This is a genomic window from Avibacterium sp. 21-586 (genome assembly GCF_026226775.1).
Taxonomy (GTDB): domain Bacteria; phylum Pseudomonadota; class Gammaproteobacteria; order Enterobacterales; family Pasteurellaceae; genus Avibacterium.
Genome location: NZ_JAKKOD010000001.1, coordinates 904,873 through 931,135, shown reverse-complemented (window position 1 = coordinate 931,135; position 26,263 = coordinate 904,873). Strand labels below are relative to the sequence as shown.

General features: G+C 40.8%; 21 protein-coding genes and 1 pseudogene. 12 read left to right on the top strand and 10 right to left on the bottom strand.

From position 1 onward, the window contains the following. Nucleotides 1–6: 6 nt before the first annotated feature. Nucleotides 7–1,773: an aspartate--tRNA ligase gene (gene aspS / locus L5B71_RS04215; protein ID WP_265757139.1), complete on the bottom strand. Its 1,767-nt coding sequence runs from the start codon at nucleotides 1,771–1,773 to the stop codon at nucleotides 7–9. Nucleotides 1,774–2,013: 240 nt separating this feature from the next. On the opposite strand from aspS, the gene cmoA reads away from it, so the two are divergent. Continuing rightward, nucleotides 2,014–2,766, top strand: coding sequence for a carboxy-S-adenosyl-L-methionine synthase CmoA (gene cmoA / locus L5B71_RS04210; RefSeq protein ID WP_265757138.1), 753 nt, complete (start codon nucleotides 2,014–2,016; stop codon nucleotides 2,764–2,766). Between the two features lie 643 nt (nucleotides 2,767–3,409). Continuing rightward, nucleotides 3,410–4,573, top strand: a complete 1,164-nt coding sequence (gene pheA / locus L5B71_RS04205; protein ID WP_265757137.1) for a prephenate dehydratase — start codon at nucleotides 3,410–3,412, stop codon at nucleotides 4,571–4,573. A gap of 87 nt (nucleotides 4,574–4,660) precedes the next feature. On the opposite strand, the gene L5B71_RS04200 is transcribed toward pheA, so the two are convergent. The 3 genes from L5B71_RS04200 to L5B71_RS04190 all read right to left on the bottom strand — a co-directional run bounded on the left by L5B71_RS04200 (nucleotide 4,661) and on the right by L5B71_RS04190 (nucleotide 7,744). Continuing rightward, on the bottom strand, nucleotides 4,661–5,911 hold the full coding sequence (locus tag L5B71_RS04200) for an MFS transporter (RefSeq protein WP_265757136.1): 1,251 nt from the start codon (nucleotides 5,909–5,911) through the stop codon (nucleotides 4,661–4,663). Between the two features lie 157 nt (nucleotides 5,912–6,068). Continuing rightward, a complete protein-coding gene (locus tag L5B71_RS04195; RefSeq protein ID WP_265757135.1) occupies nucleotides 6,069–7,028 on the bottom strand; it encodes a sugar phosphate isomerase/epimerase family protein in 960 nt (319 codons plus the stop codon). Next, the gene (locus L5B71_RS04190) at nucleotides 7,028–7,744 is read right to left on the bottom strand and encodes a helix-turn-helix transcriptional regulator (protein WP_265757134.1); all 717 of its coding nucleotides are present in this window, start codon (nucleotides 7,742–7,744) and stop codon (nucleotides 7,028–7,030) included. The genes L5B71_RS04195 and L5B71_RS04190 overlap by 1 nt, the downstream gene beginning before the upstream one ends. Nucleotides 7,745–8,025: 281 nt before the next feature. Here L5B71_RS04190 and sodA point away from each other — a divergent pair, with 281 nt between their 5' ends. From sodA to tnpA, 5 genes and pseudogenes are all read left to right on the top strand, one after another. After that, on the top strand, nucleotides 8,026–8,655 hold the full coding sequence (gene sodA, locus L5B71_RS04185; RefSeq protein WP_265757133.1) for a superoxide dismutase [Mn]: 630 nt from the start codon (nucleotides 8,026–8,028) through the stop codon (nucleotides 8,653–8,655). A 395-nt stretch (nucleotides 8,656–9,050) separates the two neighbouring features. Next, a complete protein-coding gene (locus tag L5B71_RS04180; protein WP_265757132.1) occupies nucleotides 9,051–10,040 on the top strand; it encodes a LacI family DNA-binding transcriptional regulator in 990 nt (329 codons plus the stop codon). Between the two features lie 24 nt (nucleotides 10,041–10,064). Beyond that, on the top strand, nucleotides 10,065–10,907 hold the full coding sequence (gene kduI / locus L5B71_RS04175; protein WP_265757131.1) for a 5-dehydro-4-deoxy-D-glucuronate isomerase: 843 nt from the start codon (nucleotides 10,065–10,067) through the stop codon (nucleotides 10,905–10,907). Nucleotides 10,908–10,928: 21 nt separating this feature from the next. After that, entirely contained in the window at nucleotides 10,929–11,876 is a 948-nt protein-coding gene (kdgT, locus tag L5B71_RS04170; RefSeq protein WP_265757130.1) for a 2-keto-3-deoxygluconate transporter, read from the top strand. A gap of 254 nt (nucleotides 11,877–12,130) precedes the next feature. Further along, a pseudogene (gene tnpA / locus L5B71_RS04165) lies at nucleotides 12,131–12,350 on the top strand (IS200/IS605 family transposase); the annotation flags it as partial. A 330-nt stretch (nucleotides 12,351–12,680) separates the two neighbouring features. Here tnpA and wecA read toward each other — a convergent pair. Then, nucleotides 12,681–13,748, bottom strand: a complete 1,068-nt coding sequence (gene wecA, locus L5B71_RS04160) for a UDP-N-acetylglucosamine--undecaprenyl-phosphate N-acetylglucosaminephosphotransferase (protein ID WP_265757129.1) — start codon at nucleotides 13,746–13,748, stop codon at nucleotides 12,681–12,683. A 281-nt stretch (nucleotides 13,749–14,029) separates the two neighbouring features. Here wecA and hemL point away from each other — a divergent pair, with 281 nt between their 5' ends. Together hemL and L5B71_RS04150 are read left to right on the top strand one after the other, a co-directional pair. After that, nucleotides 14,030–15,319 (top strand): glutamate-1-semialdehyde 2,1-aminomutase, encoded by a 1,290-nt coding sequence (hemL, locus tag L5B71_RS04155; protein WP_265757128.1) that lies wholly within the window; start codon nucleotides 14,030–14,032, stop codon nucleotides 15,317–15,319. 51 nt (nucleotides 15,320–15,370) lie between these two features. Then, complete coding sequence (locus L5B71_RS04150) at nucleotides 15,371–16,231, top strand: DMT family transporter (RefSeq protein ID WP_265757127.1); 861 nt, start codon at nucleotides 15,371–15,373, stop codon at nucleotides 16,229–16,231. 97 nt (nucleotides 16,232–16,328) lie between these two features. Here L5B71_RS04150 and L5B71_RS04145 read toward each other — a convergent pair whose 3' ends face one another. The 3 genes from L5B71_RS04145 to map all read right to left on the bottom strand — a co-directional run bounded on the left by L5B71_RS04145 (nucleotide 16,329) and on the right by map (nucleotide 20,928). After that, nucleotides 16,329–17,312, bottom strand: a complete 984-nt coding sequence (locus L5B71_RS04145; protein ID WP_265757126.1) for a bile acid:sodium symporter family protein — start codon at nucleotides 17,310–17,312, stop codon at nucleotides 16,329–16,331. Nucleotides 17,313–17,385: 73 nt separating this feature from the next. Next, nucleotides 17,386–19,989: a bifunctional uridylyltransferase/uridylyl-removing protein GlnD gene (gene glnD, locus L5B71_RS04140; RefSeq protein WP_265757125.1), complete on the bottom strand. Its 2,604-nt coding sequence runs from the start codon at nucleotides 19,987–19,989 to the stop codon at nucleotides 17,386–17,388. Nucleotides 19,990–20,124: 135 nt separating this feature from the next. Further along, complete coding sequence (map, locus tag L5B71_RS04135; RefSeq protein WP_265757124.1) at nucleotides 20,125–20,928, bottom strand: type I methionyl aminopeptidase; 804 nt, start codon at nucleotides 20,926–20,928, stop codon at nucleotides 20,125–20,127. 137 nt (nucleotides 20,929–21,065) lie between these two features. Here map and erpA point away from each other — a divergent pair, with 137 nt between their 5' ends. The 3 genes from erpA to mrcB are packed head-to-tail and all read left to right on the top strand — an operon-like array spanning nucleotide 21,066 to nucleotide 24,190. After that, nucleotides 21,066–21,407: an iron-sulfur cluster insertion protein ErpA gene (gene erpA, locus L5B71_RS04130; protein ID WP_103854093.1), complete on the top strand. Its 342-nt coding sequence runs from the start codon at nucleotides 21,066–21,068 to the stop codon at nucleotides 21,405–21,407. 12 nt (nucleotides 21,408–21,419) lie between these two features. Next, the gene (locus L5B71_RS04125) at nucleotides 21,420–21,779 is read left to right on the top strand and encodes a YacL family protein (protein WP_265757123.1); all 360 of its coding nucleotides are present in this window, start codon (nucleotides 21,420–21,422) and stop codon (nucleotides 21,777–21,779) included. A 32-nt stretch (nucleotides 21,780–21,811) separates the two neighbouring features. After that, nucleotides 21,812–24,190 (top strand): penicillin-binding protein 1B, encoded by a 2,379-nt coding sequence (gene mrcB / locus L5B71_RS04120; protein ID WP_265757122.1) that lies wholly within the window; start codon nucleotides 21,812–21,814, stop codon nucleotides 24,188–24,190. A 71-nt stretch (nucleotides 24,191–24,261) separates the two neighbouring features. Here mrcB and L5B71_RS04115 read toward each other — a convergent pair whose 3' ends face one another. Further along, a complete protein-coding gene (locus tag L5B71_RS04115; protein ID WP_265757121.1) occupies nucleotides 24,262–25,806 on the bottom strand; it encodes a peptide ABC transporter substrate-binding protein in 1,545 nt (514 codons plus the stop codon). 81 nt (nucleotides 25,807–25,887) lie between these two features. Further along, complete coding sequence (locus L5B71_RS04110) at nucleotides 25,888–26,250, bottom strand: YbaN family protein (RefSeq protein ID WP_265757120.1); 363 nt, start codon at nucleotides 26,248–26,250, stop codon at nucleotides 25,888–25,890. Between the last annotated feature and the right edge of the window lie 13 nt (nucleotides 26,251–26,263).

Below are 26,263 nucleotides of genomic sequence, written 5' to 3'. Positions count from 1 at the left end.
CCCAATTTAGTCTGCTTTCACTACAGAGATAGCTAATTCCGCCAATGCCTGCGGGTTGGCATAGCTTGGGGCTTCGGTCATTAAGCACGCAGCGGCGGTAGTTTTCGGGAAGGCGATAACATCACGAATGTTGTCTGTGCCAGTTAAAAGCATCACTAATCGGTCTAAACCAAAGGCTAAACCGGCGTGTGGTGGTGTGCCATATTTTAAGGCATCAAGTAAGAAACCGAATTTTTCTTGTTGTTCCGCTTCGTTAATGCCAAGAATACGGAAAACGGTTTGCTGCATTACAGGATCGAAAATACGCACAGAACCGCCGCCCACTTCATAGCCGTTAATCACCATATCATAAGCATTGGCTACCGCTGCTGTTGGATCTTGTTCAAGCTGTGCAGGGCTGAAATCTTTTGGTGAAGTGAACGGGTGGTGCATTGCGGCAAGATTGCCTTCTTCATCACGTTCAAACATAGGGAAATCTACCACCCAAAGTGGTTTCCATTCTTCCAAGCGAGTTAAGCCTAAATCACGGCCTAATTTCAAGCGTAATGCGCCCATTGAATCAGTGGCAACGTTCCACTTGTCTGCGCCGAAGAAAAGAATGTCGCCATTTTGTGCTTGCACGCGGTTTAATAACGCATTTAACACGTCTTCTGATAAGAATTTCGCGATTGGACTTTGCACGCCCTCTAAGCCTTTTTCAAGCTCATTAACTTTCAACCAAGCTAAGCCTTTTGCGCCATAAATGCCAACAAATTGGGTGTATTCATCAATTTGTTTACGAGTAATGCTTGCACCATTTGGCACGCGGATCACGGTTACACGGCCATTTGGATCATTAGCAGGGCCGCTGAATACTTTGAAATCCACGTCTTTTACTAAATCAGCCACATCCACCATTTCTAATGGGTTACGCAAATCAGGTTTGTCTGAACCAAAACGTTGCATTGCTTCTGCCCAAGTCATCATTGGGAATTTACCGAGATCCACACCTAAAATTTCTAACCATAATCCGTGGATCATTTGTTCCATAATTTCACGCACTTCTGGTGCAGTTAAGAAAGAGGTTTCCACATCGATTTGGGTAAATTCAGGCTGGCGATCAGCGCGTAAATCTTCATCACGGAAACATTTTACAATTTGATAATAACGATCAAAGCCGGACATCATCAGCAACTGCTTAAATAATTGTGGCGATTGCGGTAAAGCATAAAATTTGCCTTTATGCACACGGCTTGGCACTAAATAGTCGCGCGCGCCTTCAGGGGTGGCTTTGGTGAGCATTGGGGTTTCAATATCTAAGAAACCGTGGTCATCCATAAAACGGCGTACAAAGCTGGTGATTTTCGCACGAGTTTTTAAACGTTGCGCCATTTCAGGGCGGCGTAAATCTAAATAACGGTATTTTAAGCGTTGCTCTTCCGTATTATTTTGATTGAAATCCAACGGCAACACATCAGAGGCATTGTAAACAGAAAGGGATTTCGCCAACACTTCCACTTCGCCGGTTGCCATATTTTTATTGATTTGATTTTCAGGGCGCGCAATGACTTCACCTTTAATTTGCACGCAAAACTCATTACGCAAGCCAGCCGCAGCAGTGAGTGCTTCTTGATATTTCGGGTCAAAGCAGACTTGTACAATGCCTTCACGATCGCGCAAATCGATAAAAATCAAGCCACCTAAGTCACGGCGCTTATTCACCCAACCGCTCAGAGTAACTTCTTGTCCAATGTTGCTGCGGTTTAACGCCCCGCAATAATGAGTTCGCATCATAATATTTTCCTTATTGAAATCTTAAAAAAGTGATAACCGCAAGATTATAGCGGAAATCTTGGGGGGATAGAATTGTTTATTCAGTGAATTTATTAAATTCAGTGCAAGAGCTTGCTGTGTATATTGTAAAATTTTCCATTTGTGAGAACCGCAGTCTTGCTCTAAAATGCAGGCAAAATAAAGTGCGGGGGAAATTTTGTGAATTTTCACCGCACTTTGCTAATCAATTTAGGATAAATAATGAGTAAAGATACCATTTTTTCCGCCCCAATTAAGAATTTGGGCGATTTTACTTTTGATGAAAATGTGGCGGAAGTGTTCCCCGATATGATCCAGCGTTCTGTGCCGGGCTATTCTAATATCATCACCGCAATTGGAATGTTGGCGAGCCGTTTTGTGACGCCAAATTCTAATGTGTATGATTTAGGCTGCTCTCGTGGTGCGGCAACCCTTGCTGCCAGACGCAACATTCATCAGCCGAATGTGAAGATTATTGGCGTGGATAATTCCTTACCAATGGTAGAACGCTGTCGCCAGCACGTTCAGGCTTACCACAGTGATATTCCGGTAGAAATTTTATGTGATGATATTCGCAACATTGAAATCAACAATGCCTCAATGGTGATTTTAAATTTTACCTTGCAGTTTTTACCGCCACAAGATCGCACCGTGCTTTTAGAAAAAATTTATCAAGGGCTAAATCCGAATGGTGTACTGGTGTTATCGGAAAAATTCCGTTTTAATGATGAAAAAATTGATGAGTTATTGATTGATTTACACCACGAATTTAAGCGCGCCAATGGTTACAGCGAGCTAGAAGTGAGCCAAAAACGCACCGCACTTGAAAATGTAATGCGTACTGATGATATTGAAAGGCACAAAGTGCGGTTGAAATCAGTGGGATTTTCTCACATTGAATTGTGGTTTCAGTGCTTTAATTTTGGCTCAATGTTAGCGATTAAAGAAAAAGAAGCGGTTAAGTTTAATGTGTAACTTATTTATCAGTCTAAGCATTCAGCTTGGCTAGTGAGCTACAATATGTTTAGCCTTTTATAGAGAAGTTTTACTTGTCTTATCCTTATTATTTGATAAGGATGTATGAATAAAATTACGATTTTTTCTCGTTACGGGAAACGAATCGCTGATTTACCTTGAACAATATAGGTTGGTAAAATATTAATTAATTGTGAGCACGTTCACTCAAGCAAGATAGCTTGTAGCTCGTTATACATATCAAAGGCTAAATTTTTTGAATGATTATGACACCTGAATGATGTTTTTGGTTGCGTTATTATTGATTTTTTGTAAACAAAATAGGTCTGATAAAAACGGTTAAGCTTGACGCAGATATTGATCATCAACTAATCTGACTATTGTACTATTGAAAAATTATTGAGCTATTAAACGTACTGAAATAATTCCTAAAGAGATACATAAATTGTAAAAATGTTCGTCTCTTTTTTTGTGGTTGATTATTTTCTTAACTTATTTTGTTTGGCGAAATCTAGAAAAATAGCTCGATTAACTGAATAACCGATTATCAATCCCAAAGCGAAAATAAATTAGCTCATATTGATTTGATCTCACCTTAAATCTTGTTTATCCTAGACTAATTCCCCATAACTGAGATAACAAAATGGCACTGGATTTAGCAGAAATTAGACAACAAATCACCCAAATTGACCGCAGTTTATTAAAACTGCTTTCGGAGCGTCATCGTTTGGCTTATGACGTGGTGCGTAGCAAGGAAATCACGCAAAAAGCCTTGCGTGATGTGGAGCGTGAGCAACAATTATTACAAGAACTTATTCAATTTTCTGAAAATGAAAATTATCAACTTGATGCACAATATATCACGCAAATTTTCCAAAAAATTATTGAAGATTCTGTGCTGACCCAGCAAGCCTATTTGCAGAAGAAACTCAATGAACAGCGTGAGCAAAATAGCCATATTGCCTTCTTAGGCAAACGCGGATCTTATTCTCACCTCGCCGCGCGCAGTTATGCGACCCGTTATCAAAAATCGTTCATTGAGCTAAGTTGCAGTTCTTTTGAGCAAGTGTTTGAAAAAGTGCAAAATGGCGAAGCAGATTACGGTATTTTGCCACTGGAAAATACCACTTCAGGTTCAATTAATGAAGTCTATGATTTGTTGCAACATACTGATTTATCTCTCATTGGTGAGTTGGCGTACCCGATCAAACATTGCGTGCTAGCAACGGAACATAGCGAGTTAAGCCAAATTGATACGTTATACAGCCATCCGCAAGTGATTCAACAATGTAGCCAATTTATTCGTAGCCTTGATCGTGTACATATTGAATATTGCGAAAGCAGCTCGCACGCAATGCAATTGGTGGCAAGCCTGAACAAGCCAAATATTGCAGCGCTGGGAAATGAAGATGGCGGCCATCTTTATGGTTTACGTGTACTGAAAAGCAACATTGCCAACCAAGAGAATAACATCACACGATTTATCGTACTTGCCAAAGAACCTGTGGTGGTATCGCCACAAATTCACACAAAAACCCTGTTATTGATGACGACTAATAAGCGTCAAGCAGGTTCACTGGTGGACGCATTATTGGTGTTCAAAAAGCACAATATTAATATGACGAAACTGGAATCCCGCCCGATTTATGGGCAACCTTGGGACGAAATGTTCTATCTTGAAATTGATGCCAATATCAATAATCCAGAAGTCCAACAATCCTTAGTAGAATTGCAAGAACACAGCAACTATCTGAAAATTCTTGGTTGTTACCCAAGTGAGATTGTGCGGCCAGTGGAATATCGGTAGTTTTTCGAAAATAGCCTGAATAGAAATGGCAGTAAATATAGCTTAATAGGCTGATTTTATTCAGCCTATTTTATTTTGTAAGTGTGATTAATTTTTGATGCGTTTAACTAACCAGCTTGCACAAACAAAACCAAGTAAGCTAAATAATGCCATAATATAGAAAACTTTGTTATAACCGCTGATACCTGAATAGTTATCAAGGATATAGCCATATAGGGTATAGCCAAACATAGATGGCATATAGCCGATTAGGCAACCTAATGCCATTGATGAGCCTGCGTATTCTCGCCCTGCGCCCACTTCTTCCATTGGGGCAAAAAAGACCGCTCTTTGGGTGAAAATAATTGCACCAAAGCCAAGTGTGGCGGTCATTCCAAGATAAACATTCATTGATTCGTGTGGTAGTTGAATGAATAAGAGCATTCCAATTACCGCAACGAGGAAGGCGAAACGTAGGTATTTTAATGGGGAGTGGAATACTTTATCTGATAAGAAACCACCAACTGGCCCACCTACCATTTTTAAGCCATATTGATTAATGATCCCATAAGCACCGACTAAAGCAACAGGCAGACCATAAATATCTTTTAAGAATGGAATGAAATAGGTTAACCCTGTATAAGTTGAATAGACAAAGAAAATCACTAAGGCAGCAAGCCAAGTATTGAGATCTTTAATAACGTGTAGGATACCAGAGAATACTTTGGCATCGGCAGATTGATCTTGCTCGGATAAAACGATCTGATCATCGTTATCCACTAAGAAATAGGTAATAATCCCTACTGCTGCGGTAACAATAGTATAGTAAATAATACCCGCTTGCATACCTGCTTTGCCTTCACCAAATAAGACAAAAACGCCTAATGCACCTGAAGCTACGATTACATCAACAATGCCTCGACCAGCTTCTAAAAAGCCAAATAAGCGACCTTGTTCTTCTTTTGTACCAAGCAGGCGGACAGCTTTCAGTAGCACGGGCCAATAGACTACCTCACCAAATAAAGCCAGCCCCGCAAAAGCACAAACATAGCCAAGAAAAGAAGGCAGCGTGGCTAAATAAGCGCCACACAAGGCTACCCCAATTAAACCAGCGGGGAGCAAATATTTTTTGGAAAAGCGATCAGCAAGGTACATAGAAAAAAAGTAGCCAATGGTTTGCACAATAGCATAATAAGTAAAGCCTAATCCAATTTCAGTATTGGTTAAGCCCCAATCTTGTTGCATTGGCACATAAAAGACGTCTTTAATACTGGATAATTTATAAATGGTACCACCACCTAGCACTAGAAAACCTAGTTGAACCCATTTATTAGCAAAAAGTGCGGTTGTTTTCTTCATTGTTTTCTCCTCAATAAATCATTATTTATTTCTCATATTTGTTAAAGCACTTTGACTAAAATGATGAAAGTGATTAAATAGTGTTAAAATTTCCAACACTGTGTTCCTACTATTTAATGTTGGTCGTGTTTAAAATTCAGTTATGCGCAATTCCCTGCTATTGACAATATTTATGCCGTAGTTCAATTAATTTATCTCGTGAGATTTTTAACGCTTCTATTTGTGCTTGTGTTAATTGAGCAAGTGCTTCGGCTGAAATATTATGTGGATAATAATAATCCAGTGGTTTGATCAGTGATGCTGGAAAAATTGTAGGCTTAATGGCGAAGGCACCAGTAAATTGATCCACTCCTCCCGTTCCTTGTGGGCGAGCAAAGGGCGCACAATATGGATAGCAATTTTCGATATTGATCCGTTTTACTGGGGAATGCTCAACCAAAAGTCGAAAACATTCATCTACATCAATACTACCTTGCCCAATAGGGACACCACATACCACAGGCGTATCATCGTGTAGCGTAACAATATGGTCTTTAAAATGAGTGGAATAAGTATAAGGAGCAAGAGCTTTTACGGCTTCAACAGGATCTTCCCACGCCATCATTGCATTACCAATATCACAATGTGCACCAACCCAAATACTATCAACGGCTTTGATAATTTGAATAATTTCCGCAGAGGTTTCGTGCTCGTGGTTTTCTAATGCCAATTGGATACGATATTTCTTTAAGAGCGGTACGATTTCTCGTAGATTTTCAGGGGCTTTTTTCATTCGTTCAGGATTAAATTTTCCATTGCTGACATAAGTTCGCACCACATCTGCGCCTAGCTCATTAGCAATAACGAGAGCCTTAGCTAAAGCAGCTTTTTCACAAAAACGAGTATCAATTTCACAATATAAATTATATTGCTCAATGGCTTCTCGAATACGGTGTAGGTAGCGTTTTTCATCACCATCAAGCACACCAAACTCTGGGTGTAAATTCAGATCGGGAATAATATTGAGTTCAACACCTTCTAATCCCAGCTCCCACGTTTTACGGATAAAAGAAAACACATCCATTTTTCTATGCTGAAATAAGAGATGGCAGGATTCTGTTTCTAAACCAAGTTTCATTATGATGAACCTCCATTTTTGTTGAAATTGCGCAAGTGCATATAGACCGTGTGGGTTGAGATACCAAGCACATTTGCCAAATGTTTAATTGCTCCTTTTAGCTCAAAAAAACCTTGTTGATATAGCTCAACAATAATAAATTTATTTTTATTACTTGTACTGATATGAGGATCTTGCTCAATTTTCTCCACGACATTTTTTACCGTCTGATTAAACAGATCTTCAATATTCTCTGCGAAATGCTCATTGTTGTGTTGAGAGGGAATAAGCGGCTGATTTTGATCAAAAGAAGTGAGCCAGAAAGACATCACCTCATTAAGAGGGGCATCTAGATTAAAATTAACACAGAGCAAGCCGATAATCCGTTCATTTTCCCCTTTAATCGCTTGCGTGATTGAACGCATTTTTTTACCGCTCTTTGTATGTGTAAAATAGGCTTGACTAACAAATGTCTCTTGCTCCTTTAGCTGTTTCAACATTCTCAATGCGGTGTCTGTAATAGGGGCCCCCACCGTTCGCCCAGTTAAATGGGAATTCACAATTTTAATCACAGAATGTTGTAAATCCTCTAAAGAGTGCAATACTACTTCACACTGTTTACCGAGAAAGTGTGAGAGCATATCCAAGACAGGTTCATAAGAACGCAAAATCAATTTATCCACGATGCTCAATGGATAATGTAGAGTAGAGAAACTCTCTGTTGCCTGTTTTGCCATAGAAAACTCAAAAATAATTGATCACTGTTCATTTAACTTAATTATTTTTGATTTTTAATATTATTTCAATCAACTATTTTTGATTTTGTGAGGTGGATCACTAAAATATTTTCTATTTTATTTTTATTTGTAGCAGAGCTTTAGTCATATTTACTTTTGTAAACATTTCATTAACAAAATTTTTGCTTTTGTGATGATTTTTGTATTATTTTTTGCTAGAATATCTAACTAAATCTTGTTAGTTTGGATTTTTCGTTACAATTGAATAAGGATTAAAAATTATGGCTTATACATTACCAGAATTAGGTTACGCTTACGATGCGTTAGAACCGCATTTTGATGCACAAACAATGGAAATTCACCACTCTAAACATCACCAAGCTTATGTGAATAACGCTAATGCTGCATTAGAAGGTTTATCTGATGAGTTTTTAGCAATGTGCCCGGGTGAGTTAGTTTCTAATTTAAATAAATTACCTGCGGACAAACGTGGCGTGTTGCGTAACAATGCAGGTGGACACGCAAACCATTCTCTTTTTTGGAAATCATTGAAAAAAGGCACAACACTACAAGGTGCGTTAAAAGAGGCGATTGAGCGTGATTTTGGTTCTGTGGACGCATTTAAGGCAGAGTTTGAAAAAGCAGCAGCAACTCGTTTTGGTTCAGGCTGGGCGTGGTTAGTGTTAAATAATGGTAAATTAGAAGTGGTTTCAACCGCAAATCAAGACAGCCCATTAATGGGGAAAGAAATTGCAGGTTGTGAAGGGTATCCTATCCTTGGTTTAGATGTGTGGGAGCACGCTTACTACTTAAAATTCCAAAACCGCCGTCCGGATTACATTAAAGAGTTCTGGAATGTCGTGAACTGGGATTATGCAGCAGAACGTTTCGAGAAAAAAATTAATCTATAAGATTTTTTATTCTGAAAAGATGCAAGGCTTGGAATTATTCCAAGCCTTTTTAATTATCGACAACTTTATTTTCCTAGAATTACCATATGTTATCCACCCAGCCCATTTATCGAGAGGGCGTTTTCCCTGCCAGACTGTAGTACCATAGTATAGCCACAGAGATAGAGTACGTTAAAGAATATATTTAGCATCAGTGTGGCCATTATGCTTTTGATCCTTTATCTCGTGATCTTAAATCGTAATTAACACCTAGAATTATAAAGGATTAAATAAAAACGTTATTTTTTTGTTTTGGATCAATTTTTCAGATAAATAGGAATTGTGTTTCAAATTTTAAACGGCTAATATTTGCTCTAGTTAATCGATTTCGTAAATTGATTTTACGGGGAGGGGAGATGAGAAAAATCACGATGGCGGATATAGCCCTGCAAACGGGTCTTTCCAAAACCACCATTTCACGTTATCTCAATGGTAAATATGACAGCATGTCGGTGCAGACCAAGAAAAAAATCGCTGAGGTGATAGCCAACGCAGGCTACAAACCCAACCAAATGGCGCGCAACTTAAGATTACAGAAAAGCCATCTGATCGGCGTGTTGGTGTCTGACATTCAAAGCCCCTTTTCCTCGATTTTATACAGTGGGATCATCGATGAGTGCGAGCGCCATGGCTATACTGCCATCTTGGCTACCACTGGAGATAACGTAGAAAAAGAGCAGCGTTATATTGAATCAATGATCGCCAAATCTGTTGAAGGCTTGATTGTCAACGCCACGGGTGAAAATGTAGAGTATCTCGCGCAGGTTAATCAGACTCTGACACCGATTGTGCTCGCTGACCGACCGCTCCACGGCGTCAATTGCGATATTGTCAGCTCTAACCTCAAGCAAGGACTCAATAAGATGTTGAGCTTTGCCTACAGTAAAGGGTACACCCGTATTGCACTAGTGACATTAGCCATTGGTACCAACCAAACGCGGCGAATTGTGCGCGATGTGTTTGTGGCACATCAAGTTATGCGTGGACAAAATGCGACTGTGTTGGAGTTCAATGATAAAGCGACGTTGTGTGCCCAATGTCTTGGCTTTTGGGAAGCTCACAAGGGCGAAAAAATCGCATTTCTTGCCGCCAATGGCATGGTGTTGCAGTATATTGTGGCCTTTATGAAACATCACAACTTACGCATCGGGCAAGATATTGGGGTGTGTGGTGTCGACAACTGGCCTTGGATGGAGCTGACCGGCCCTGGTATGACCGTGCTTGAGCAGCCCACTTTTGAGATGGGCAAACAAAGTGCCCTGTGTTTAATCGAAAGGATTCAAGGCCGAGATAAGCACGTTGAGCACTATCTTGATTGCAAATTAATAACTCGAGGCTCACTGTGAGCCTGCTTAATTTAGGAGAATGTTATGGATACTCGTTATAGTGTTAATCCAAATGATTTCAAACGCTACACCACAGAGGAAGTGCGCAACGAATTTTTGGTGCAAAACCTCTTCCGCGCTGACGAACTCACCACCGTTTATAGCCACGTTGACCGTATGGTGATAGTAGGTTGCATGCCAGTGAAAGAAAAAGTCTCTCTTGAAAAAGGTCTCGATATTTGGCACACCTTCGGAACTCACTACTTTTTAGAGCGTCGTGAGATCGGTGTTTTTAATGTGGGGGGAGATGGTGTAATCGAAGCCGATGATCAAACCTTTGAAATGGCTTACACCGATTGTTTATATATCACTATGGGCACAAAAAATGTGACTTTCAGTAGCAAAAATGTGGATAAACCAGCTAAATTCTACATGATTTCAGCACCTGCACATAAACCATGTAAAACCACCTTTATTCCAATGGAAAATGCTAACAAACGCCCGATGGGGGCAATGGAAACCGCAAATGACCGTGTGATCAATCAATTCATTCACCCAGAGGTGTTGGAAACTTGTCAGCTTTCAATGGGGTTGACCCAACTCAAACCAGGTAGCGTGTGGAACTCAATGCCTTGTCATACCCACGAGCGTCGTATGGAAATTTATTTTTACTTTGAAGTACCACAAGACAATGCTGTGTTCCACATCATGGGGCAACCAACGGAAACTCGCCATATTGTGATGCAAAACGAAGAGGCTATCATTAGTCCATCTTGGAGCATTCACTGCGGTGCTGGCACAGCTAACTACAGCTTTATCTGGGCTATGGGTGGCGAAAACAAAGCTTTTGATGATATGGATAATCTCAATATCAATGAATTACGTTAATCATTATATAAGGATGCTATTATGAAAATTATGCAAGTAGTACAACGCTTTCCAGGTGGCTTGATGCTCATTCCATTGTTACTTGGAGCATTGACAAACACTTTCGCGCCAAATGCAGGGCAATATTTTGGCTCATTTACCAATGGTTTGATTCACGGCACTGTGCCTATTTTGTCTGTGTGGTTCTTTTGTATGGGAGCTAGCATTGACTTGCGAGCTACTGGCACCGTGATCCGCAAATCAGGCACATTGTTGGTAACCAAAATAGCCGTGGCTTGGATTGTTGGTATGCTATGTGTGAAATTTATCCCTGGTGGCATGATTGAGACGGGCTTTTTTGCAGGACTTTCCACCTTGGCAATCGTCACCGCAATGGATATGACCAACGGCGGTCTTTATGCTTCGTTGATGGCACAATACGGCTCGAAAGAAGAGGCTGGAGCTTTCGTCTTAATGTCAATTGAATCCGGTCCATTGGTGACCATGATGATCCTCGGTACAACTGGTGTAGCGCAATTCGAACCGCATTTGTTCGTTGGTGCCGTGTTGCCATTTTTAATTGGTTTCGCACTCGGTAATTTGGATAAAGAATGCAAAGCGTTCTTTAGTCAAGGCACTATGTTGATGATTCCATTCTTTGGTTATGCGTTGGGTAACACCATCAACCTTGCGGTTGTACTCGATACTGGTTTGCTAGGCATATTCTTAGGATTAGGCGTGGTGGTCATCACTGGTATTCCACTTATCTTAGCCGATAAATTTATTGCAGGCGGCAACGGTGGAGCTGGTCTTGCTGCATCAAGCACCGCTGGTGCAGCTGTAGCTAACCCTGTTATCATTGCCGGCATGGTACCAGCCTTTGCTCCGGTGGCACCTGCTGCAACCGCACTTGTTGCTACATCTGTTGTGGTTACCTCAATTGTCGTGCCAATTCTTACGGCTTTCTGGTGTAAACGTGTTAACAAGTAAGACGAGTCTGAAGTTAAGCAAAAGTTGAAAGTCTAATTTTTAGGCAAAAAAAAACCGCACGTTAACCTGCGGTTTTTTTTGTGGTTAGAAGAAAACTTTGTTTGTCTATAATAATTATATGTTAGGCATTTGGAATCAGAACTTAGATGATAGAAAGCCAAAATTACGCATACATAATGCATGAAGCTGACAACCAAAATTCAAAATATAAGCGGATAGATTACAGTCAATAAACCCAATGAGAATTCAAGCCTATCACAAGATCGAACTGTAAGTATCATATAGTTTTTATTCTCAAATATAGAGAAAGGGGCATTTATGGAAAATTACGAGAGATATATTAAGATAATTATGTACTTATAAAAATTTGAAAATAATAGAAATGTATGTAATGAAAGATCATATCCATATGTGGTTACAATTCGGCCTAAATGGGCAGTCTCAAGCTTTATGTAGTATTCAAAAGGAAAATTATGATTAATCATATTTGAAAAGTATGCGAATTTAACGTACAAGTAGAGTCATGAAAAAAGGGTATCTTATAACTAAAATAGGATTAAAAGCGAAACTGTTCACTATATAAAGGAATCAAGAAAAAGAATATACAGATCTTTTTAATGGGTAGCCATAGAGTTATTGTACCGTTATAAATCTTTTCACATGCCTATTGAGCAGCATGTGAAGTGTCAGACACCGATAGGATAGCTTAAAAACAACCCCGTTTTACGGGGATTAAAGAAAGTGCGGTGCGTTTTATTTTATATTTTACTAGGCTTGATACTTGCTGAATAGTTAGGCTTATCCTTATTTCGGCAGCCGTTGTTCACGGCGTTTTTTTCGCCTTATCCAACGGGTGATGCGCCATGCTCTGCCAATAGAAAAAACATAAATGAAAAATAGCAGAATAAAAGCGGCAAACATTATCCATTCATTGATGTAATAGATCTCGCCTAAAATTCCAAAACCTGCACAAAGTGCGGCGATAAAGGTGATTAATAAAAAGGCTTGACGTGAGCTTAGCCCAGCGCGCACCATTAAATGGTGAATATGCAACCTATCTGGGCGGAATGGGCTTTTGCCTTTGCGCAAGCGGCGGTAAATAATGGCGATCATATCAATCACGGGGATAGCGATAATCCATAAGGCGGTGATTGGATTCATTGGGTGACCTTTGCCTTGCGTGCTAAGTAGCAAGATCCAAATAATGGTAAAGCCGATCAGTGTGCTACCAGCATCGCCCATAAAAACCTTAAATCTTGTGCCAAAAGGAATGCCGAGATTGAGCATTAAATAAGGCAAAATACTAATAATTAAGGCAAAGCTCCAATAGGCGAGATCCATTTGCTTATCTAACACGAGTAAGATGCCGATTGCACCAAAAGCCACGCTGGATAAGCCACCGAGCAAGCCGTCTATGCCATCTATCATATTGAACGCGTTGATCACTGCGATGGTGGCGAACACGGTAATCATCAAGCCAATTGAGCCGAGTGTTAATTGGAACGGACCTAAAATTTGCCCAAGATGATCGAGATAAATGTTGCCCATATCGATCATTAAAATCGCTAAAAATGCTTGGATTCCTGCGCGAATAAAAGGGCTGATGTCAAAGCGGTCGTCTAAAATCCCGATGGCTAACAGCACAAATATGCTGAAAAGGTATAGGGCTGGCAGACGCATTTGATCCCATTCTAGAAAATAGAATACACAGTTACCGATAAATAGCGAAATGCCCCCAATTAGGGGGATTGCCCCTTTGTGGCGTTTGCGGTAATTTGGTTTATCCACTAAACCGATTTTTTGCGCAATCGGGCGTATTGCAAATAAAGAAAGCAGTGCGCCGAGAAATGTGAGCAGAAAACTCAACAACATAATGAATAATTTCAGTAAAAAATGAGTGGCGAAAGCATACCATAAAGGCAAAAGCGTACATAAATATTTTTATAAATTTTTGGGGCTGGGGCTATTTTTCGTGATAACTGCGTTGAACTTGGTTCGTTTAGAATAACTAAACTTCATCTCGTTCGCCTTGTTCTCACAAAAAATATCCGCCAGCTCAGATGTAAAATAAATTATCAGCAGCCCCCAGTTTTACAGTACAATAGCCCACAATTTTACTCAATTTCTCTCTTAAACAAGATAAAGGACAAGCAATGAACCATTCAGAAAATTTCTTTTCTCAAGCACAGAAAGTGATCCCCGGTGGGGTGAATTCCCCTGTTCGTGCGTTCAATGGGGTTGGCGGCACGCCAGTATTTATTGATCGTGCTGAGGGGGCTTATATTTTTGATGCAGACGGCAAGCAGTATATTGATTATGTAGGATCTTGGGGGCCGATGATTTTAGGCCATAACCACCCAGCCATTTTAAGTGCGGTGTTAAAAACCGCAGAAAAAGGCTTGAGCTTTGGTGCGCCTACGCCGTTAGAAATTGACTTGGCGGAGCTGGTTTGCCAGCTTGTGCCTTCTATCGAAATGGTGCGAATGGTGAGTTCAGGAACGGAAGCCACAATGTCTGCCATTCGTTTGGCGCGTGGTTATACCAAACGGGATAAAATCATCAAATTTGAAGGTTGCTATCACGGCCATTCTGATAGTTTGCTGGTTAAAGCGGGATCTGGCGCGCTAACCCTTGGTCAGCCGAGTTCCCCTGGTGTGCCAGCAGATTTTGCTAAACATACCTTAACTTGTGAATACAACAATATTGATTCTGTTAAGCAAGCCTTTGAGCAATATCCTGATGAGATTGCTTGTGTGATCATTGAGCCAGTAGCGGGTAATATGAATTGTATTCCACCAAAAGCAGGCTTTTTACAACAACTGCGTGAACTTTGTGATCAATACGGTGCATTGTTAATCATTGACGAAGTGATGACAGGCTTTCGCGTGGCATTAGGTGGTGCGCAGCAATATTATGACGTAACCCCTGATTTAACCACTCTTGGTAAGGTGATTGGTGGCGGAATGCCAGTGGGGGCATTTGGTGGTAAAAAAGAAATTATGCAATATATCGCGCCAACCGGCCCTGTTTATCAAGCGGGAACGCTTTCAGGCAACCCAATCGCAATGGCGGCAGGGCTGGCTTGTTTAACCGAGCTGAAAAAAGCCGGCAATGAACAGCGTTTGGCTGAGCAAACGGAAAAGTTAGCCCTTGGCTTAAAAGCGCTCGCCGATAAACACGGCATTCCATTTGTCGTAAATTATGTGGGCGGAATGTTTGGTATTTTCTTCACCGATCAGCCTGAAGTCAGCACTTATCAGCAAGTGATGAAATGTGATGCGGAAAAATTCAAACAGTTTTTCCATAAAATGCTTGAACAAGGTGTGTATCTTGCCCCTTCCGCTTATGAGGCGGGATTTATGTCTTTAGCGCATAGCGATGAAGATATTAAACGCACCTTGCAAGCCGCCGATAAGGCGTTCGCTGAAATGAACATGGCGTAACGAAAAATAGTAAGATACAGAATAACAAGGTAGATAAGGGGAAAATGGAAAATGGAAAACTCGAACAAACAATATCAGCTGGCTTTGCTCAAAATGCATAGCACCGCGGTGTTATTTGGTTTAACTGGCGTGCTAGGCGTGCTTATTGAAAGCAGCGCAGGCATGTTGGTGCTAGGGCGTGTTTTTATCGCTGTGATGGCGCTCTCCCTGTTCTTCCTGTATAAGAAAACGCCCTTAACCAAACTTTCCACACAAGGCATTTTGTTACAATTTATGTTAGGCGGTTTGCTCACCGCCCATTGGGTCACCTTTTATATTGCGGTAAAAGTGGGCGGTGTGGCAGTGGGAACGCTAGGCTTTGCTAGTTTCCCAGCCTTTGTGTGCTTATTTGAAATGTTTATTTTCAAAGTGCGGTTGAAATGGCGAGAGTTTTTCTTATTACTCGCCATTACGATAGGTTTAATCCTTGTTACGCCTGCTTTTGAATTTGGTAACCAATCCACACAAGGCCTATTGTGGGGGATTTTTTCAGGTGCAATTTACGGCTTGCTTGCGGTGCTAAACCGCAAAAATCGTGGCATACTTTCAGGTAGCCAAGCCAGCTGGTGGCAATATTTGGTGGGGGTTATCGTGCTTTTACCTTTTTATGCTAACGAATTACCAAGCGTATCGTTGCAAGATTGGTTTTGGATCGCCTGCATTGGCTTGTTCTGTACCACCTTTGCTTATACGCTTTTTGTTTCTAGCCTTGATGTGCTAAGTGCTAGAACTGCTTCTATGATCATTTCTCTTGAGCCTGTTTATGCCATATTGATTGCTTGGCTATGGCTTGATCAAGTTCCTACGCTCACAATGTTAATTGGTGGTGCCATTATCATTATTGCGGTAGCCTTAGAAAATTTACGTAAATAGAGAAATCAATGCTAATAAAAAGCACCGAGCCTTTTGTTTAAGGTTCGATGCTTTTTTATCAGCTTACTAAATAAATTTCACGAAAAATAACTACGCTTTAAACTTCATTCTGCTGTTGGAATGAAGTCGGAGATTTGCGGTATTTATCTACCCATAATAAGAAGTTGGCGTAAACCGTACCAGCTACGGAGTGCCACACACAAGCCACGGCACAAACTACAGCCGATTCTGGAATAGTTGGGAAAAACTTCATACTTAACCCTGTGGCCAAGCCTGCATTTTGTACACCAACTTCCAAAGAAATGGTTTTCTTTTTTGCTAAGCTCATTCCAAATAGAGCGCCTGAAGCATAGCCAAGGGCGTAGCCAATAAGATTATGCACAACGATGCAAAGTAAAATCATCAAACCTGATTGTAAAAAATAATCCCCGTAAATAGCGACCACGCCACCCACAATAAAAGCAAAATTAATCACGGCTACACCTGGCATTAGGGCTTTGATATCTTGGAACCATTGTTTGCGATGTAAGGTGATGTTTAAAATCGATCCTACCGCCACAGGCAACACGGTTACTAAAAGCATAAATTTAAACATTGCCCAGCCGTTCATTTCCACGCTTTGGCCAACTAAATAATTTAGCAATAATGGCGTCATTACTGGTGCGAGCAAAGTTGAAACGGTGGTCATCCCTACTGAAAATGCCACATCACCTTTACATAGGAAAGTCATAATGTTAGATGCCACCCCGCCAGGACAAGAGCCGACTAATACCAAACCAAGGGTGAGTGCGGGAGAAAGATCAAAACTTTTTGCAATAGCAATCGCTACAAAAGGCATTACGGTATATTGCACAACTGTACCAATCAGAATATCTAACGGGCGTTGCGCCAATACTTGGTAATCTTTTTTACCTAAGGTCATTCCCATTGAAAGCATAATAATGCTGATGATGAATACCTGTGTGTCACCTTTTACCCAAGTGAATAATTCAGGTTTATAAAAGGTGATTAACGCTAGCACGATAATAAAAAGAGCGGTGAATTTTGCTAATAAAAAACTGAGTTTTTTTAAAAATTGCATCGTTATATTTTTCCTTTATTGAAAATGAACTGAGCTATTAATTGTACGGCTAAACGCGTTTAAAATATAGCCATCATTCTAAATTTTTAATCAATTGCTCACTTAATTGCAATCTTTCTTGTTCCGATAACGCCTTTCCTTCGCGATTGGTTAAAATAAAGAAATCTTCGGCTTTTTCACCAATGGTGGTGATTTTTGCATTCTGAATATTAAGCCCTAGTGCGGTGAAAATTTGGCTAATTTTTACTAAAAGACCAGCTTGATCAAGCGTAAATAATTCCATTTCTGTATGCATAATGTTATCTAAATACAAAAAGCGTACTTCAGTTTTTACACTGAAAGGCTTAAGTTGAGCGTTCTTGATTGTGCCAGTAGTAACAGGTGTTTTTCCTGTGCTTAATACTTTTTGTAAAGCTTGTTCTAATCCTCTGCGCCGTTCGTATTTTACCAGTGATCCATCTAATTCTGTGATGATGAAACTATCGAATACCTTACCGTCTTCTGCGGTAAGAATTTGCGCATCGTGAATACTAAAACATTTCGCACCAATGGTACTCACCACTTTATGGAACAAGTTGGCTTGATCTTCACAATGAATAAACACTTCCGTGCCACCTGCGGAAAAACGGTTGCTAATTTTTATCACATTTTGCCCCGCACTTTGTTGTCGATTTTCGACAATTAGCCCGGTGTGCCAGCAAATTTGTTGTGGATTGTTGCGTAAAAAATAATCTTGTGGGAAAGTCTGCCATACTTGTTGAATGGCGTCTTGTGGAAGAGCAGGCAGGGCTTTTTGTAATAAGGTCAAAGCCTGATGTTTATGCTGTGCGATTTTATCTTGATTATCCAACAAGCTGGCCATTCCTAAATTAAATTGTGCCGTGGTAGATTGATAAAGCCTTGTTAATAAAGATTGTTTCCAGCTATTCCAAAGGGTTTCGTTGGTCGCACAAATATCTGCCACGGTTAAACAAGTAAGCAAATCAAGGCGTTGTTGGGTTTTCACTTCTTCAGCAAAGGCAAGGACAATATTGGGATCGTCAATATCGCGTCGTTGTGCCGTGACGGACATCAATAAATGTTGTGCCACGAGCCATTGCATTAATTCGCTATCTTGGCTTGGAAAGCCGTGTAAATCAGCAAAATCTGCGATATCTTGTGCGCCAAGTTGGGCGTGATCGCCACCACGACCTTTGGCAATATCGTGGAATAATCCTGCGAGATAAAGCAAAGTGCGCTGTGATAATCGCGAAAAAATACCATAGCAGATAGGGTGCATTGTTTGGCTTTCTGGTTGGGTGAAGCTTTCTAATTTTTGCATTACGCGCAGGCTATGTTCATCAACGCTATAACTATGAAATAAATCAAATTGCATCAGTCCTTCAATGTGCTGCCATTGCGGTAAATAAATGCGTAACACACCGTATTGGTGCATTGGCAAAAAAGCTCGTTGTACGCAATGGGGCTGTTCAAATAAACGTAAAAATTTTGCTCTACCTTGCACATTTTCGCTTAAATAGCCGCTAAATGTTTCTATCGTGCGGATTAATTGGCGTAACGTGCTGGAATGAATTTCCGCCGTTGGATATTGTGTAAGATAGAAAAACAAATCTAGCATACTGTTTGGCTGTTGCTGAAAACAATCTGTCTGCGTTAAGCAAATCGCATTATTGGCAAGGTGAAAATGGTGATCGAGCGGGAAACAGGTTTGCTGGCTTGGCTTGTCGATAAAATGTTCACGATAATGCTTGGTTAAAATGTGGGTAAGTGTGGCAATAGTTTGTAAGGCTTGAAAAAAGGCTTTCATCATTTTTTCTACCGCTTGATTGCCTTCTCCTTGATAGCCAAGTAATTCACTTACTTTTACCTGACGATCAAATAGTAATCGGTTGTCGTAACGTTTTAAAATCAAATGTAAAGCAAACCGCACCTTAAAGAGAAATTGTTGTTTTTCTTGTAATAAATCATATTCTTCAGGATAAATAAAGCCTGTTTGCAAAATATCTTGCAAGTTTTTTGCTCCAGTGTGGCGTAAGGCAAGCCAATACAGCAAATGCAGATCGCGCAAACCTCCAGGGCTATATTTTATATCAGGCTCAAGATTATAACCGGTGTTATTATAGCGTTGATAGCGAATATTTTTTTCCGCAATTTTGGCTTGATAAAAATCCGCCAAACGCCAAAAATCAGGTTGCCTTAAAAGTGCGGTGAGTTTTTCAAATAATTTTTGATTGCCACATAAATAACGGCTTTCAAGTAAATTGGTGGCGATAGAAATATCTTCTTGCCCTGCTTGTTCGCATTCTGCCAACGTGCGAACGGAATGCCCCACTTCAAAACCGCAATCCCATAAAAATTGCACAAATTGACGGATTTGTTGTTTCGTTTCTTCACTCGGTTGCGATTGTGTCAAAATCAAAAAATCCAAATCAGACAAAGGGAACATTTCCCTGCGCCCATATCCACCTACCGCAATGAGGCTAAGATCTGAATGTTGATTCAGTTGACAATGTAACCAAAGATGTTGCAATAAATCATCATAAAATGTTGTACGATTTTCGAGTAATTGATAGACGGAAGATTGTTGGAACTCAGCAAGCTCAAGACTTTTCAGTTGCTCTTTTTGCTGCTTGATAGACTGAATGGTGAGTGGGGTGGCAGAGGCGTAAGTAAACATTTCCGATTAATTCCTTTTTGGACTATTCAGGCTTTTTGCAAGATAAAGTGCGGTAGAAAACGTTGTTATTTTTTACCGCACTTTATTTATTTTTGCTTGAAAATTCCCCATCTTTTAAAGAGAGGGCTAGAGAGATTACGCATTCACCATAAAACGCTGAATGCGTCCTGCTTTTTCCTCTTCCTCACGGATAGTCATCACTTCACAGCCGTTGGCGGTAACGACAATTTGGTGTTCAAATTGTGCAGAGTGGCTGCGATCTTTGGTTTTGACCGTCCAACCATCGCCCATTAAACGCACTTCACGTTTGCCGGCGTTGATCATCGGCTCAATGGTGAACACCATTCCTTCTTTTAGGATCACGCCGCCGTCATCGCCGTCATAATGTAGCACTTGTGGATCGTTGTGAAACTCGGTACCGATACCGTGTCCGCAATATTCACGCACCACGCTAAAGCCTTGCGATTCCGCATATTTTTGGATTGCTCTGCCGATTTCTCTTAAGCGAATTCCCGGTTTGACCGTGCGTAAACCGATGTATAGAGCTTCTTGGGTCGCGTCGACTAATTTTTTGCTGCGAATGCTTGGTTCACCAACGATAAACATTTTGGAATTATCGCCGTAGTAGCCATCTTTGATCACGGTAACATCAATGTTCACAATATCACCATTTTTTAGCTGTTTACCATCACTTGGAATGCCGTGGCACACCACTTCGTTAATGGATATACAAGTGGCTTTCGGGAAATCGTGATAGCCTAAGCAAGCAGGGATCACTTTTTGCTGTTCCACCATATACTCGTGGCAAATACGATCTAATTCCCCTGTGGTAACACCTGCTTTCACATAGGGTTCGATCATTACTAATACATCTGAAGCCAATTTACAGGCTTCGCGCAGTTTTTCGATTTCTTGTTCTGTTCTAATTGGAATTGCCATAACTTCTCCTTGACAAAAATTCGTACGGTATTTTATCAGCTTTCTATTGAAAAATCCTTGATAAATTCTTGAATGGTTTACTTGGTTATTAGATAATAGCCAATTTAAAATTTACAAGGATATAAGCGAGATAAATTATGACAGATATGGCAATCCCTTTAACTTTTACTGATGCGGCTGCCAATAAAGTAAAAGCCTTGATTACAGAAGAAGAAAATAGCGAGCTTAAATTACGCGTTTATATCACAGGCGGCGGTTGTAGTGGTTTCCAATATGGCTTTACTTTTGATGAAAAAGTAAACGAAGGGGATCTCACCATTGAGAATTCTGGCGTGCAGTTAGTGATTGATCCAATGAGTTTACAGTATTTGATTGGTGGCACGGTGGATTATACCGAAGGGCTGGAAGGCTCGCGTTTTGTGGTAAATAACCCTAACGCTACAACCACTTGTGGTTGCGGTTCATCTTTCAGCATCTAACGCAATCGCAAAATGGATTATCAATTTTTTGCCCAAGGCGGACAAATTTCAGCCAAATGTTCAATGGGACACGAAGCTTTGGCAAATTGGCTAAATACAGAAGTGCGGTCAAATTCTCAGCTAATTTCCACCGCACTTTCTCTTATCCATCAAGCACGTCAAGCACCAATGCAGGATTTTAAATTGCTCGGTGCAGAATACAGTGTATTTATCAGCGCGGATGAAGTGATGGTGCGTGCGAATAATCTTTCTATTGATGAGCAACAAGAACTTGAGCAAGATTTGCATTATTATGATGAAGAAAGTTTAGCTTTTTGTGGTTTGGAAGATTTTGAGCAGTTTTTACAATCTTATTTATCCTTTAACCGCTAGGTTCGTGCAAGATAACTAGGTATAACAGAGCAATGTCAGAAAGCAACCCAACGCCAGAAACACAACCAACGGCTCAAACAAATAAAACAGGCAAGCTCTCACGCAAAAAGCGTTTGCGTAATTTTTTGCTAAAAGTTACCTTTGTCGTGGTGTGTTATATCATTTTTTACGGTATTTATTTAGATGGGCAAATTCGCTCCAAAATGGACGGGCAAATCTGGCAGCTGCCAGCGGAAGTGTATAGCCGTATTGAATCCATTCGTTTAAGTGATGATCTTAGCCTTGAACAAGTGAAGCAAAGCCTGCTCGAAAATGATTATCGCCAAACCACAATGGTGGCCGCACCGGGGGATTTCAAAATTGAAGACAACACCATTGTTTTATTGCGTGGTGCTTTTCCATTTCCTGTTCAACCTGAAGCCCAGCGTGTTTTTCGCTTACGTTTCAAAGACAATAAATTAGCGGTGATCGAAGATTTGGTGAATGTGAAAGCCATTGATGAGTTTCCACTTGCGCCGAAATTGATTGCAATGTTGCAATCAGAAAAAGAAGAGCGCTTAACCCTTTCTTTGCAAAATTACCCAAGATTATTGATTGATACCTTACTTTTGACCGAAGATCGCCGTTTTTACGAACACGAAGGCATAAGCCCTTTAGGCATTGCAAGGGCAATGGTGGCGAACTTGCAGGCGGGGCATCGTGTGCAGGGCGGAAGTACCTTAACTCAGCAGTTGGTTAAAAATCTTTTCCTTTCTAACGAACGTACCTTTACAAGAAAAATCAACGAAGCCTTAATGGCGCTGATTTTAGATTGGCGTTATGATAAAAACCGCATTTTAGAAACCTATCTCAACGAAATTTATCTGGGACAAAACGGCAACACGCAAATTCACGGTTTTGAGTTAGCGAGCCATTTTTATTTTGGTCGCTCAATTCGTGAGATCAATTTGGATCAAATCGCTTTATTGGTGGGAATGGTGAAAGGGCCTTCGCTGTATAACCCTTGGCGTAATCCTGAAAATGCCCTTGAACGACGTAATGTGGTATTGCGTCTATTGCTTGAACATAAAGTGATTGGACAAGAACTGTATGATATGTTGAGCAGACGTCCTCTCGGCGTGCAAAAACGTGGGCAAATTAATCGCAAATATCCTGCGTTTCTTCAAACTTTGCAGACAGAACTTCGTGAGCAATTAGGTGAAAATCGTGCGAGTAGTTTATCTGGCACACGCATTTTTTCTACTTTGGATATTAAACAACAGCATTATGCGGAACAAGCAGTGATTAATGCAGTTTCTGAGTTGCAGTTGAAATATAAAAATCCTTATTTAGAATCAGCAATGATCGTCGCCGATTATCGTAATGGGGAAATCAAAGCCATTGTGGGTGGCTTGCAAACCAACTATGCCGGCTTTAATCGTGCGTTAAATGCCAGACGGCAAATTGGTTCACTGGTAAAACCTTCGATCTATTTGACCGCACTTAGTGAACCTAGCGAATTTCGTTTAAATACGCCAATTCAAAATCAGCCGATTACTATTCGCACCAAAGGCAGCCCACCTTGGCAGCCGCGTAACTATGATCGCCGTTATGGTGGCTCTGTGATGTTAATGGATGCCCTTGCTCGTTCGTTAAATATTCCTACTGTTAATATTGGAATGAAAGTGGGGTTAAGCAAAGTAATTGAAACCCAGAAAGCGATGGGGTGGGATAAAGTGAAAATTCCAAAAGTGCCTGCAATGTTGCTAGGCTCTTACTCGATCTCCCCCTATGAAGTAACGAAATTGTTCCAAACTATCGCGAATCAAGGGGCAAATATTCCGCTGGCTACTATTGATAGCATTACTAATCAGCAAGGGCAGCTTATTTATCAGCGCCCAATGCAACCGGAACAAGTTGTGCCAGCGCAAGCCGCTTATGAAACCCTTTTTGCGATGCAGCAAACGGTGGAACGCGGCACGGCACGAAGTTTGCAAAATCAATTTGCTCATTTACGTCTAGCGGGTAAAACGGGGACAACAAACTCTGCACGCGATACTTGGTTTGTGGGTATTGACGGTGAAAATGTTGCTACTGTGTGGCTTGGCCGTGATGATAATGGCGAAACACGATTAACTGGCGCAACAGGCGCATTACAAGTGTATAAAAACTATCTGCAACGCACGCAGGCGAAAACCTTACGCCCATCAACCCCGGCAGGCATTAAATGGGTCGGCATTAATAGCTATGGCGGTTGGGATTGCAGTAGCGGACGGCAAATCCCAGTGTGGGCAGAGCACAACCAATCTTTCTGCTCCGCACCAAGAGAAGTCGCCCCAGAACCGAAACGACAAAGCCTATGGGACGTGTTGAAACCCTCAACCTTAGGCTCTCAGCCTGCTCCAGTGGAAGAGGCTGTACCTGCAAATTAAGCGCTCGTTGAATAATAAAAAACCGCCGAAAAGCGGTTTTTGTCATTCGTGTCATTGATATTCTATACACTTTAATTTATCTGTTTCACATCTTTACTGTAAATCACATTAGTCGGATTTTGTTTATCAATGCCTTGTAAGTTGGGGCTAAGATAAACTGGGGTGGTGTACTGAAAAACTGGTAAAACCACATTATCTTGCTGCAATAATTGGCTAACTTGTTGATAAAGTGCGGTGCGTTTTTGCGTAGAAATTGGTTGCAAACTTTGCTCTAGCAGCGCGTCCACTTTCTCATTATGGTAAGCGGATTTATTGTCTGGGCTTTTGGAATAAAAATTCATCAAAAATGCAGATGGATCGTTGTAATCAGCGCACCAACCTGAGCGAATAATTTGGAAATCCCCTTTAGCACGTTTTTCCAATAAGGTTTGCCAAGGCACGGGATCAGCCTGAATATGAATAAGATCTGATTGCGACCACATTTGCACTAAACGTTGTCCAATGGTGTGATTAAAGCCTTCTTGATCAAAGGTTAAACGCAACACCAGTGGAGATTTTTCAGTGATACCATTTTGCTGTAAAAGCTGTTCCACTAACACCGGCGACCACGCATTTTCAGGTTCGCCTTGCATTGATTGGGGTAGAAAATGATTGCTAGCAAGGCGTGCTTGCTGCTCGCCACGCACTAAATTTCGTGCAGAAGCGAGAAAAACTAAGGATTTTCGCACCGCACTTTTGGCTAGACTTGGATCGTTAAAATTAAATTCGTAGTAATAAGTACAAAGTTTTGGCAAATAGGTAACTTGCACATTGCTTTGTTTGGGATTGGCAACAATATCAATGCCCGTTAAGTCTTGATTTGGCGTGAGTTTTTTATAATCAACCAAGGAAAATCCCATATTCTCTGCTTGCCAATAGTAAGGATTTTGTGCCAGATGAATCTCATCACCTTGCTGATCTTTCACATAATACGCACCATTGCTCACAAAGCCTTGTGGTTCACCAAAATACTGCGGTAATAAGGCAGGGTGCGCCAACATTGCAGGCAGATGGGGCGTGGCTTTTTCTAAGCGGATTTCTAATTGCTGTGGGGATAAGGCTTGCACGCCTAATTGTGCCAAATCTGCTTCACCTTGCAACACTTCTGTGGCGTGCTGAAGATTAATAAAGGCTAAGTATTCTTTTAGCGGACTATTTGAGGTGGCTAATTTTCGCCAGCTTTGCACGAAATCATCAGCGGTTACAGGCAAGCCATTTGACCATTTTGCTGATTCACGTAAGTTGAATGTCCAAACCTTGTTATCTTTCGTTTGCCAACTTTCAGCAACAGCAGGAATAATATTGCCTTGTGGATCGTAAATCACCAATCCTTCTAAAATATCACGCAAAAAATTCGCTTGTTCATCATTTTGCAATTTTTCTGGAGAAATCACTAAATCACCATAAACACCGCGCACTAAGTGGGGAATACGCACTTCAGGCTCAGTGGTAGGCGTTTGTGTTGGTGCGGAATTATTGATTGTAACCTGTTTTGGCTGATCGCAACTGGTTAGGGAAAAAATTGCGCAAAAAAGCACCGCGCTTGGTAAAATAGTAGGACGTTTAAATGATGACATTGGTTTAAAGGCTGATGTAAAAATAGGGGCATTATACAAAAACGCCCCTTGATTACCAATTATTCTTTCCGTTCGCGTGCATTATTCTTTCAGGGTTTTAATCCAAAAGAAGAACACCCAATAATGAATCAGCAAGCCAAGCAAAATCGCCGCTTTGCCAAACATAGTCGGGGTGAAATAAAAGCCGATCGCCAGCATTGTGGTGGATAAAATAAGGATACGGATTTTGGTTTTTAAGGTTAAAGCCCGTTGCTCGCTAAAAGATTGCAGATGTTTTTTGTACAGCGCTGTTTGAATGATCCAATTATGCAAACGTTCAGAACCTTGCGCAAAGCAAAACACGGTGAGTAACAAAAAAGGCGTGGTCGGCAGCAGGGGCAAAAATACGCCAATAATGCCAAGCGCCAGTGAAATAAATCCTAAAATGATGTAAATTGCTTTCATTTTTCTTTCCAAA